General features: G+C 33.8%; 10 protein-coding genes and 1 other annotated feature. Of the genes, 3 read left to right on the top strand and 7 right to left on the bottom strand.

The genetic code is table 11. The features are described 5' to 3' along the window. Nucleotides 1-14: 14 nt before the first annotated feature. The 5 genes from C794_RS11330 to sspI form a co-directional block, all read right to left on the bottom strand. Nucleotides 15-686, bottom strand: a complete 672-nt coding sequence (locus tag C794_RS11330) for an ABC transporter ATP-binding protein (protein ID WP_017797250.1) — start codon at nucleotides 684-686, stop codon at nucleotides 15-17. A gap of 1 nt (nucleotide 687) precedes the next feature. Further along, the gene (locus C794_RS11325) at nucleotides 688-1,812 is read right to left on the bottom strand and encodes an ABC transporter permease (RefSeq protein ID WP_017797249.1); all 1,125 of its coding nucleotides are present in this window, start codon (nucleotides 1,810-1,812) and stop codon (nucleotides 688-690) included. Continuing rightward, on the bottom strand, nucleotides 1,809-3,032 hold the full coding sequence (locus tag C794_RS11320) for an ABC transporter permease (protein ID WP_026133793.1): 1,224 nt from the start codon (nucleotides 3,030-3,032) through the stop codon (nucleotides 1,809-1,811). Before C794_RS11320 ends, C794_RS11325 begins: the two co-directional genes overlap by 4 nt. 38 nt (nucleotides 3,033-3,070) lie before the next feature. Beyond that, nucleotides 3,071-4,657 (bottom strand): flagellar basal body-associated FliL family protein, encoded by a 1,587-nt coding sequence (locus C794_RS11315; RefSeq protein WP_017797247.1) that lies wholly within the window; start codon nucleotides 4,655-4,657, stop codon nucleotides 3,071-3,073. Between the two features lie 505 nt (nucleotides 4,658-5,162). Continuing rightward, a complete protein-coding gene (sspI, locus tag C794_RS11310) occupies nucleotides 5,163-5,375 on the bottom strand; it encodes a small acid-soluble spore protein SspI (RefSeq protein ID WP_017797246.1) in 213 nt (70 codons plus the stop codon). Nucleotides 5,376-5,477: 102 nt separating this feature from the next. Here sspI and C794_RS11305 point away from each other — a divergent pair, with 102 nt between their 5' ends. The 3 genes from C794_RS11305 to pheT all read left to right on the top strand — a co-directional run bounded on the left by C794_RS11305 (nucleotide 5,478) and on the right by pheT (nucleotide 10,076). Then, on the top strand, nucleotides 5,478-6,218 hold the full coding sequence (locus tag C794_RS11305; RefSeq protein WP_017797245.1) for a TrmH family RNA methyltransferase: 741 nt from the start codon (nucleotides 5,478-5,480) through the stop codon (nucleotides 6,216-6,218). Nucleotides 6,219-6,270: 52 nt separating this feature from the next. Continuing rightward, nucleotides 6,271-6,508: a binding site (T-box leader), on the top strand. A 70-nt stretch (nucleotides 6,509-6,578) separates the two neighbouring features. Continuing rightward, nucleotides 6,579-7,613: a phenylalanine--tRNA ligase subunit alpha gene (pheS, locus tag C794_RS11300; RefSeq protein WP_017797244.1), complete on the top strand. Its 1,035-nt coding sequence runs from the start codon at nucleotides 6,579-6,581 to the stop codon at nucleotides 7,611-7,613. 27 nt (nucleotides 7,614-7,640) lie between these two features. Next, the gene (gene pheT, locus C794_RS11295; protein WP_017797243.1) at nucleotides 7,641-10,076 is read left to right on the top strand and encodes a phenylalanine--tRNA ligase subunit beta; all 2,436 of its coding nucleotides are present in this window, start codon (nucleotides 7,641-7,643) and stop codon (nucleotides 10,074-10,076) included. A 270-nt stretch (nucleotides 10,077-10,346) separates the two neighbouring features. Here the strand turns inward: pheT and C794_RS11290 are convergent, their stop codons facing one another. Both C794_RS11290 and rnhC read right to left on the bottom strand, forming a co-directional pair. Further along, nucleotides 10,347-11,030, bottom strand: coding sequence for a uracil-DNA glycosylase (locus tag C794_RS11290; protein ID WP_017797242.1), 684 nt, complete (start codon nucleotides 11,028-11,030; stop codon nucleotides 10,347-10,349). 12 nt (nucleotides 11,031-11,042) lie between these two features. Continuing rightward, nucleotides 11,043-11,969: a ribonuclease HIII gene (rnhC, locus tag C794_RS11285; RefSeq protein ID WP_017797241.1), complete on the bottom strand. Its 927-nt coding sequence runs from the start codon at nucleotides 11,967-11,969 to the stop codon at nucleotides 11,043-11,045. Nucleotides 11,970-12,039: the final 70 nt, after the last annotated feature.

The following is a 12,039-nucleotide window of genomic DNA, read 5'->3' as shown; positions in this document are numbered from 1 at the left end:
AAGAATAGGCAATATTAAATAGAAAATATTGCCTGTCCTCTAGATTTTAATAGATTCTCATAAAAACTATCTTTACCTATACATATTACCCAATCACATAGAGAAGTGATCTCATCCATATCATGAGAAGTGTAAATAATCGTTTTTTGATGTTCCTTTGATTGTTTATATAAATATTCTCCTATTTCTTTTTTTGATTTTAAGTCAATACCTACAGTAGGTTCATCTAATAATAACAAGTTTGGATCATGGATGAAGCTAATTGCCATATTCAATTTTCTTTTCATTCCACCAGATAATGTGTGTACAGGTTCTTTCCATTTAGAAAGTTTCATATCTAAACATAATTCTCTAAGGTCTGATTGGGAACGATTTACCCATGATAACTTTTCAAAAAACTTCATATTTTCTTCTACCGTAAAATCTTCCCAAATTGAGATTTCTTGGGGAACAAATCCAATTTCTCTACGAAGTTTCTTTATTTCCTTTTCATAGGATATATTATTCCAAGTGATTGTTCCTTTATCTGGTTTAGACAATGTAGAAAGAATACGCAATAAGGAAGACTTCCCTGCTCCATTTTCACCTACTAAGCCTACAATATCTCCTGGATTAATATCTACAGATAACTGATCGATAACTACATTTTTCTTATAGGACTTCCTTAAGTTCTGTACAGACAGCATGTTACTTTTCTCCTTTCATATACCAAAAAACAAGTGTGATAGCAGCTAATATAAATAGTGGATGCCATAATTCCTGCTCACTAAATGCATACATTGGATTTAGTGTATCAATCCACGGAACAATTTGCGTTAGACCTTCTATAGGGATGATAGTGCCACTAATAAGGAATACAACAAGAACAAAGCTGAAAGCAAAACTGTAATAAATTAAATATTTTTGGAAACATATAGCTATTAGAAAAGCGATTAAAGTTATTAACACTCTATAACTTAAAAGCACAAAAGGTAAATTCCATTGCCATTGGTCTTGAAATAAGTAATAAAATCCAATTGCGGTTAATATATCAATGATATAAAGGAAGCATATATAAAATAGCAGATTAGATAACATATATTGCTTAAACGAATAACGTATAAATGCAAAACGTGATTGCATGGAAGTGTCTCGATCACGAATGACCCAATCAAATATGAGTAGAGTACTTAAAAGAGAAAATATACCCCAAATTTTCCAGGGCTTGATTAAGTAGTTTTGGGTATTACCTTCTCTATCGTCTTCTCCTTGAAATTGAAAAGAGGTATACACTAAATTTTCACTAATTTCTACTTCTTGTATCTTTTGAATAATTTCTGAAGTTGTTGGCAAATTATTCGTATTTAGATACTCTCCCAATTGTAAAATAGTTTGAGCTGCTTTTGCTTTTCCACTATCTTCTTGTACAAAAGAGCCAATCATTTCTCTTATTGGTACATATCCAAAAGAAAAGTTACTAGTATAGGAACTAATTAACCGATTTCTTTCTCCATTTAAAATAGCATCTTCATAACCTTTTTCAATTATAAAAGCACTATCAATTTCATGTGTTGCAACCATCCGTTTTGCTTCTGCTTCCGTAATATCCATCACTTCAACAAATGTAGAAGACTGTAAATTCTCTTTTAGTTGATGAGCCATCTCTGTATTTTCTTTTAGAACGATACCTACTGGAATTTTACTCTCATCTTGGATGACCTCAGTAGTTTCTATAATAATCCAAGTTAAAAGAAATGGGAATAAAGTCCAAAATGCAATTGTTAACCATCGTTTTTTTAACTGCATGAGTCTTGTTTTCCACACCTGTATCATGTGCGTGCACGCTCCTTCCAACTGGATAAAGCAAGTAATAAAAATAGAAGCGCTCCACCTATTATTAATAATGGGGTATATTCGGCATGATATCGACCGTTCAAGGTAATCTGTTGAATCCAATCCATAGCTAAATAGCTTATTATATAAGGCATCACATCTTGAAGAAATGGTGGATAGTAAATAGTTGGAATAATAGCTCCACTCAATAAAATAATCAAAAGGATAAACGCAGATTGGATAAGCATTCTAAATTTCTTAGATGGAATAATTAATTCTAAGTTTGCAATGAGTAATAACAAAGAAAAAATAAACAGTGTTATGAGAAGTATTATTCGTAGAAGGTTCTCATTAACCAAGGTAATATCTAGTATGTATAAAGTTCCGTAAAAGGAAGGAATAATGAAAAGTAAAGAGACAAACAAAGAAATTATTATTTGCGCACTAATTTGCTGCAAAACAGTAACTCCATATAAACGCATTCTTTGATAAATATAGGCTGGGGTTTCTTTTGAGAAAAAATGATATATCATAAAAACCCATATGGTTATAACGACAAACCATATACCAATTCCAAAAAAATCTTTGGGGGAGGAGGTAGCCTGATTAGAAAGTTCATTTTCCTGTATTATTTGTTCTCTACTAATGGTATACAATAAAAACTCTTGAAATTGTTGGAAAACAAAATCGTTCCGTTCATCGTCATTCATTTCAAACTGTTTTGCATAGTAGTTCATCGTAAGAATATTTGCTTGAGATGAACGAATATGACGGACGACACTTTCCATTGTTTCATATATCATATAACTCTCAGCCGGTTGTTGTCGATTTCCTGTGATTGGAATATCGACGGTGGTTCCTTGATAAAGGTCTTTAATAAAATTCTTTGGAAAGGCTATGTACGTAGTTATTTTATTACCCTCTAATTCTTTTTTAGCTGCATTTTCTTCAAGTTTATTAATATGCAAAAACCGATTGAATAAAGATGAACCTTCTAAGAATTGGACCATTAACTGGGTTTCTTCAGATTCATCTAAATCTACTAATCCAACTTGAATAGGATCTTGTTCATCTTGAGAAATAAAGGTGTATAACATAAATCCGATTAAACTCACGATAAGAACAGGGAACATGAAAAGAAGAGGAAGTGTTAGACACTTCCTCTTTAAATGAACTATGTGATTTTTTAAAAATAGTCCTACATGTTTCGTAAACGTCATTGTAATGCACGCTCTTTTCTATCTAAAATTATCAATTATTAAAATTCAAAGTTCGACCCACCCATAAATTGCATGATCCATTGTTGAAATTGTTCTGCGAAATCTGTGCTAAAATATGTTGAAATTTCTTCAGAGGACATTGTTCCAATGTCTACGATATTAGAAGTATCCATTTCTGCTACATGATCAATAATAGATCCATCTATATTCATATCGAGTACGAGAACTTCAGGCATTTCTGTAGTTCCGAAAGTTAAAGTATTGTTAGAATTCATTTGATCTTCTTCATAAGTCGATTCACCAGACCAGACCATACTTCCTTCACCTGTATATGGCTCGCTAAATCCAAATGTTCGATCAAACGTACGAGTGTTTTCACTAACTGATTCTTCACCTTCATAGTATAATTTCATTTCAGCATCTGGAATTGAGATTTCCATACTGTCTTTGATAATACTATCTTTAGAACTTAAATCACCTGAAAGAACTACAGATGAGCTTTCATCTGCTGTAAATTCAAAGTCAAAGAAAATTTGATCATCGGTTAAGTGTTGTTGACCATTGATCCCTAATGTTACTAATTGTTCTCCTTCTGGAGCTAGAGCAATATTTAACTCACGTTGTACTACTTTATCATCGGCAACCCATAAAGCAGATTGAATACCATCTTTAAATTGGAAGGTTTCAATTTCTTTGATTGCATCTTCAAAGACAGCTTCATAGTCTTCGAGAATAAGATCAACTTCTTCTTCTAATTGTGCCATATCGGATCCAGCCACGTAAGAAAGATTAACTATTTGGTCGTGGACAAGTTCTTTTAACTTCTCATCGTCTTTCATTTTTTCAAATAGGCTAATCAGTACTTCTCTTGCTTGTTCTTCTGATAAATGCATTGTAACTTTTTCAGCACTTATTGATTCACCGTTTACTTCTACGTCTTCATTCGAGCTCTCAAATGCCTCGTCAGGAAGTAAATCATAAGTATACATCACATATTCTTCTTTAATGTATTCAAGGTCTTCTTCTTCTAATGCATAGATATTATCGAATAATATGCTATCTAAATTTAGAGTTTCATTTCCTGTAAAAGTATATGGATCAAGTTCATACATAAGACTTCCGTAATCTTCATCATTAAACTGAAGTGTTTCATTTAGGAAAGGTAATCCAGCTGTTACATTTCCTTCATTAATAGCTAATTCAATATCATTTAATTCTATTCCATTATAGTTCACACCTATATTTGTATAAAATTGACGAGCTTCCATATCTGTTTGCGTGTTGAACATAAGTCTGGAGTTATTAATCATTTCAATCCCTGGGTCTGTTTGCAAACCGTTTGAATTTGGTTCGTTAAATGTAACACCGATGTCTAGATTTTGTTCCATTGCCTCTTCTTCTGATTTCTCTAACCATGCTAATTCATCCGAATACCGATTTTCTACATATTCTTTTGCATGTTCTAACGAATTCTTCTCAGCAAGAAAATATGTAGCTTTTGGAGATGAACTATTAATAAAGAATGCAGCAGCTGTTCCTCCTAAGAGTACTATTACACCTACTATTAAGGCTATAATTCCTTTGGAGAGACCCTTCTTTGATTTGTTATTCGTATTTTCTTCCAAAACATTTACCCCTTTCTGTTACTGTTCTCTTAACAAGTTTATTACATTACTGAAAAACATATAATAAAAAATTGCTTCAATTTTTTATATCATTTAACAGATAGGTAGTCAAATATATCTAATAATCTTCTAAATAGATATATATATTAAAAGTTTCATATAAGTTTTGAATTCAAGAGATTATTATGGTCCTATATACTTATTTGTGTACGATATTATGTAAATAATTGAAGAAATAAAAGATTTGTTTTAAAGGAATTGTCGAATTGTTAGTTCTTTATTCTCATTTTTGATTTTATTTTCTTTTTACTCTTATAAGCAAATTGTATGTAATTAATGTGTAAATAATTTTCTTTATTTTAAATAATGAGAGGGGATAAGGAAAAAAGTCCTTGTTAAAATGAAATTTATTCATTAGAGATTTTGTTCTCGTTTGCTGAAAAGAAGAAGGAGATCAAGGTGAAAAATATTCAAAAGAATATGTCCCCGATCTCCTATGTCTAGATTACAGCTGCTTTACACCAGATTCTAAAGACTGTATCATTTCTTTTCGTTCTTGATCATCAGAGTGTTTCCATATTAGTTCAAATAGTACTCCTAGACCAGGAAGCATTTTTTCCTCACCATTTTGAATGGCATCCACAATTGTAGCTTCTAGTTGTTGCTCGTCATTATTGGAAATGTTGGAATAAATTGCTTTACGTAAATTTAAATCCATCAAACACACTCCTCTTGAAATAGTGGACTAAACATAGTTTGACCACAACGACAAAATATATGTATGATAAAGGTAGGAAAAAAACGAAGGATGTTTTGAATAATGATTACCTCTATAAAAAATGAAAAAGTGAAAAACTTGAAAAAATTGCATCGGAGAAAAGATCGGGAAAAAACCAATACATTCCTAATCGATGGTATCCATCTAATTCAAGAAGCCTTAAATAGTAAATGGATTATTCAAGAATTGATCATTGTTGAAGGATATGAAATACCAAACGAAGCTAAAGGTATTCCTGTAGAGTATGTAAGTGAAAATGTATTAAAAGAAATATCACAAACACAAACTCCTCAAGGAATCATCGCTGTGGTAGAAATGAATAAGTCCAATGTACAAGTAGATAACGAGTTGATTATTCTTCTTGATGCCATTCAAGACCCTGGAAATATGGGGACGATCATCCGAACTGCTGATGCAGCTGGTGTAGATGCAGTTGTATTAGGTGAAGGATGTGTGGATATATTTAATGATAAAGTTATCCGGGCTACGCAAGGGTCAATTTTTCACATACCAATTTATACTGCACCATTAGAACAAGAAATACATAAGTTACAATCACAAGGATTTTCTATTTTAGCAACTGCATTGCAAGATGCAGTGGACTATAGAGAAGTTAACAACCAAAATAAGGTGGGCTTAATTCTAGGTAATGAAGGATCGGGAATAGATCCTTCATTACTAAACATAGCAAATCAACGTATAAATATTCCTATCTATGGAAAAGCTGAATCATTAAATGTAGGTATTGCAGCTGGGATATTAATGTATCATTTAAAAAAATAACCTTGCATGCTTCGTACGTTTTTTCTATAATGGTTTTATTACTAAAAAATCAATACAAGCGATGAAGGAGCAAGCAAAACTCATTTTTAATCAATATAGGGAGGGAATGTCCAGACTGAAAGCATTCCTATTGATAAAGAGAATTGCATTTCACTCTGGAGCTAACACTTGGACCATAAATGAATGTAAAGGTGATTCGGAACCATCCGTTATCAGGGGAAAGTTGGATTATTTGATATAATGTATAATCAACAAGGGTGGTACCGCGATCTTAAAGCCTCGTCCCTTTCTGGGATAGGGGCTTTTTTATATGTAAATCGGTTTTTCGTATTGATGAAATAAAATAGGGAGGTATAAAGAATGAAAGAAGAATTACACACCATCCGTGATGAGGCCATTGCTTCTGTCGAAGAAGCAAATGATATGAAATCATTACAGGATCTAAAAGTAAAATATTTAGGAAAAAAAGGGTCGTTAACGAGTGTTTTAAGAGGAATGGGGAAATTATCAAAGGAAGAACGCCCTGTCGTTGGTGAAATAGCCAACCAAGTTCGCGAACAAATTACGGCAGCGCTTGATCAGAAAACAGAAAAAATTGAAGAAGAAGCGTTAAATGAGAAATTAGAGAAAGAAACGATTGACGTCACTTTACCGGGGAACCCGGTACACATAGGTGGTAAACATTTATTAACCAGTGTTGTTGAAGAAATAGAAGATTTATTTATAGGTATGGGATATGAAGTAAAGGAAGGTCCGGAAGTGGAAACAGATTACTTTAATTTTGAAGCATTAAACCTTCCTAAAGACCATCCAGCAAGAGATATGCAGGATACATTTTTTATTACAAATGAGTTGTTACTTCGCACACAAACTTCACCAGTCCAAGCACGTACTATGCAGGCATACAATGGAGAGAAGCCAATTAAAATGATATGCCCTGGTAAGGTTTATCGTCGAGATACTGACGATGCGACTCACTCTCATCAATTTAGACAAATTGAAGGATTAGTTATTGATAAAAATATTACACTAAGTGATTTAAAAGGAACGTTAGACATTTTTGCAAAGAATATGTTTGGAGAAGATCGAGAAATTCGATTGCGTCCATCATTCTTCCCATTTACAGAGCCATCCGTAGAAATGGACGTTTCATGTAAAGTGTGCAGTGGTCAAGGATGTTCCGTGTGTAAGCAGACTGGTTGGATTGAGATCTTGGGTGGTGGAATGGTACATCCCCGAGTTTTAGAGATGAGTGGCTATGATCCAAAAGTTTACAGCGGTTTTGCGTTTGGAATGGGGCAAGAGCGTATCGCAATGCTAAAATATGGCGTCAACGATATTCGTCATTTTTATACCAATGATATTCGATTCTTAAACCAATTTCACCAAGCATAAATCGGAAAGAGATAAAGGAGGAAGACCATGTTAGTATCTTATAATTGGCTAAAAAATTACGTTAACTTAGAAGCGGTTACACCCGAAGAGCTTGCAGCGAAGATTACAAAATCAGGAATTGAGGTAGAAGGGATCGAACACATCGCAGGAAAAAACGAAAATATAGTAGTTGGCTATGTGGAATCGTGTGAAAAACATCCTGATGCAGATAAATTAAATTTGACACAAGTAAATATTGGAGAAGAGACATTACAAATTGTATGTGGTGCGCCAAATGTAGCTAGAGGGCAAAAAGTTGCGGTAGCCAAACCAGGTGCAGTGCTACCAGGGAATATGAAAATAAAAAAAGTAAAACTTCGTGGTGTGGAATCAAATGGAATGATTTGCTCACTTCAAGAACTTGGATTAGAAGAGAAGTATATCCCTACAGATATTGCAGAAGGAATATTTGTATTCCCAGAAGAGGAAGATATCGAAGTTGGATCAAATGTTGATCAGTGGTTGAATTTAACAGACGCTGTTTTAGATTTAGACGTTTTAGCTAATCGTCCTGATGCACTTAGCATGTTGGGAGTAGCTTATGAAGTTGCAGCTGTTTTAAATCAACCAATTGAATTACCGAGTGGAAAAATCGATTATGTTGGTGAGAAAGTATCTGATCAGATTGATGTCAACATTGAAGCTAAAGATCTAAATCCGTATTATGGAGCATTTATCGTTAAAGATGTAAAAATTAAACCATCACCTTTATGGATGCGAAATTACCTAATGGCTTCAGGAATTCGACCTATTAATAATGTAGTTGATATTACGAACTATGTACTCTTAGAGTATGGTCAACCACTGCATGCATTTGATTTCGATCGTTTTGGTTCAAACAAAATTGTTATTCGAAGAGGAAACGATGGTGAAGTAATCCAAACATTGGATGAACAAGAAAGAAAACTAACCAAAGATAATCTTGTGATTACTAATGGTAGTGAGCCGGTTGCCTTAGCAGGAGTTATGGGAGGAGCAAATAGCGAGGTTACTGATAAGACGGTTAACGTATTATTAGAAGCTGCGTATTTCGAAGCTACTTCAGTACGACACACGGTTAGACAAACAGGTTTGCGAAGTGAATCAAGTACCCGTTTTGAAAAAGGTATTGATCCTAATCGAATTGTAGAAGCAGGGTTAAGAGCATGTCAACTCATGCAGAGATATGCAGGTGGAAAAGTATTACAAGGTTATGCAGAAGAAAATCATCTAGATGTAAAAGCAACTACAGACGTAAAAGTGCCACTTGACCAAGTAAATCAACGACTTGGTATGGAATTATCGGAAAAAGATGTACAGTCTGTCTTGAATAGATTAAAATTTGATTTTGATCAAGATGGTCATACATTTATTGTTCATGTACCAACTCGTCGTAGTGATATTAAAATTTTCGAAGATATGTTAGAGGAAATTATCCGTATTCATGGGTACGATTATCTACCATATACGATACCACAAGGTTGGGTGAAATCTGGTGGCCTAACAGAAAATCAACTACTGCAACGGAAAGTTAGGGAGTTCATGATGAGCAGCGGTGCAATGGAAACATTAACATATTCTTTAACTAATGAAAAAAATGCAAAGCGATTAGTCACTCCTAATATTGATATAGACAATAGTTATCCAATTTCATTAGCTATGCCAATGAGTGAGGATCATAAATATTTGCGTTTAAGTATTGTACCTGAATTGCTACGTACATTACAACATAACGTTGCCCGAAAGCAAACAGACTTAAATTATTTTGAAATTGGAAAAGTATTTATTTCAGAAGAACAAGAATTAACGCACCAACCAACAGAAAAATTACATTTAGCCGGGGCATATACAGGTTTATGGCATAATCATCCTTGGCAACAAGAGAAAAAGCCAGTTGATTTCTTTGTAGTTAAAGGGATTATTGAAAGTTTATCTAGCTATTTGCAAATAAATATTTCGTTTAAACAAATTCAAATGAAAGATATGCATCCAGGACGCTGTGCTGAACTTAACATTGATGGAGAAAAAATAGGCTATATGGGTCAACTACATCCAAAAACAGCGAATCTCTTCGACTTACCGGAGACTTATGTTTTTGAAATAGACTTAGACACTGTATTTGAAAAATATAACAATGTTCCATCCTTTACAGATATTCCGAGATATCCATCCGTATCTCGTGATATTGCGTTTATCCTTGATACTGAAGTATTCGCGGGTGAAGTACAACAGTATATACAAGAAATAGGAGCACCATTAGTGAAGGAAGTCTTCATATTTGATGTATATCAAGGGGAACATTTGGAAGAAGGAAAAAAATCTGTTGCATATCGATTAATATATCAAGATCCTGCAAAAACATTGCAAGATGACGAAGTGGATAGTTCTTATCAACAAATTGTAGAATCTGTAAATAAGAAATTTAGTTCTTACGTTCGGTCATAATGTAGAGATTTAATAAATTATTAGTTTGACTAAAAAGATAAATGATTTCTAAATCAATGTAAGAAACAAATCAAGATTAGTGGGTAAGGTCATCGATCGATGACCTTACCCATTTTTGATTGTAGTGAAGTGAACAAAGTATACGATGGCTAACTATAATAATGAGGAAGGTAATGGGGAGGAAGACTCCGTATTAAGCTCAAATAAATGAGTTGAATAATCGCTCAACATGATGGACGAAGTCTTATTGCTCATCCATGGAAAGAAGTATCAGTTTATAATTTTTGGAAGTGACCAATCAATCTCTTCTACATTATTCTTACGTAAAATTTGATTAGCAAGAGAAAAATGATTAGACTCAAAGAATCCGCGATAAGCCGATAATGGACTTGGGTGAGGAGCTTTTAAGATAATGTGTTTATTTGTGTCGATTAGCTCCCCTTTCTTCTGAGCTGCACCACCCCAAAGTAAAAATACAACCGGATGTTCTTTTTGATTGAGTGTTTGAATGACTTTGTCAGTAAACAATTCCCAACCTTGACCTCGATGAGAATGAGCTTTTCCTTCACGCACTGTTAATACATTGTTTAATAATAATACTCCTTGTTTAGCCCAATATGTAAGGTGACCATGGTTAGGCATACTTATGCCAAATTCATGGGTTAATTCCTTAAATATATTTTTTAAAGATGGCGGTATAGTTATCCCAGGCTGTACAGAAAAACTTAATCCATGTGCTTGGTTTGGACCATGATAGGGATCCTGACCCAATATGACTACTTTTACTTTATGAAAGGGAGTAAGATGTAGCGCGTTAAATATATCTTCCATTGCTGGATGGATCTTCTCTTCTGTATATTCTTTCTTCAAGAAACTCTTTAATCTTAGGTAGTAGTCTTTTTTAAATTCATCCTCTAACAAAAGGGACCAATCATTATGTAAAGGGTTTTTCATTTCGTATCATCCTTACAGTAGTTTTTGTGCTTTCTGGGTATTAGCAAAATGCGTTTTCGCATATTTATCAAGCGCTTCGAAACCTTTGGAACGCATAATTCTGGCTGCTGTTTGATCAACCTTTGCGGAAGCTCCTTTAGGTAGTTCAATTTTTGCATCTTCAGATAGTTCATCCATTGCTTTTACAAATCTTGATCTAGCCAATATGGAAGCAGCTGCTACACTAACAGAATGACTTTCCGCTTTCGTAATAAAAGTAGTGTTTGGATGAAGCGTTTTTTTCTCTGATTGTAAATACTTTTTGTAAACGGGCGGTTGGCAAAACTGGTCGATAACAATACCTTTTAAGGAATTCACATCAAATTTTTGTAATAATTTATCAATAGCATGATGATGGAGCATAGCTTTCATCTTTCCTTGTGACCAACCTTTTGCCTGCAATTTATTATACTTTTCATTAGGGAGCAAAAGGAGTGTATAAGGAATTTGTAACTGGACAATTTCCTTTGCGATTTGTTTAATCTTTGTATCGTTCAAATGTTTTGAATCACGTACACCAATTTGTTTTAGTTTTACTTGCTGCTCTTTTGTTGCAAATAATGCCGCTACTGTAATTGGCCCAAAGTAATCACCTGTACCTGCTTCATCAGACCCGATATGATTGTCAGTAAATAATCCGGCATGTGGAGAATAGGAGTGTTTTTGATCTAACGCTTGTTTCTTTTTATCTTTTACAGTAATGTCAGCCCACTTCATGGCTTCGGATTCAGGGGCAGAGCCTTGGAAGAGAACTTTCCCTGATTGATAAGCAGTTATTACTGCATTATTTGTTTTCGCACGAAAAATAGCTCCTTGTGGTGTAGATGTGAGCTGTGAAATATAATATTTCTTCATTTCTTGAATTTGTTCTTTTGTAGTTACAATTACTTGTTGACTCATTTTTTGACCTCTCTCCAATCCTTACATACATTAGACTATAGCAAATTGAGCGATACATTGAAATACTTCT

This window comes from Oceanobacillus kimchii X50 (assembly GCF_000340475.1).
GTDB classification, from domain to species: domain Bacteria; phylum Bacillota; class Bacilli; order Bacillales; family Amphibacillaceae; genus Oceanobacillus; species Oceanobacillus kimchii.
The sequence above is the reverse complement of the archived record's forward strand: the minus strand, read 5'-3'. Positions and strand labels throughout refer to the sequence as shown.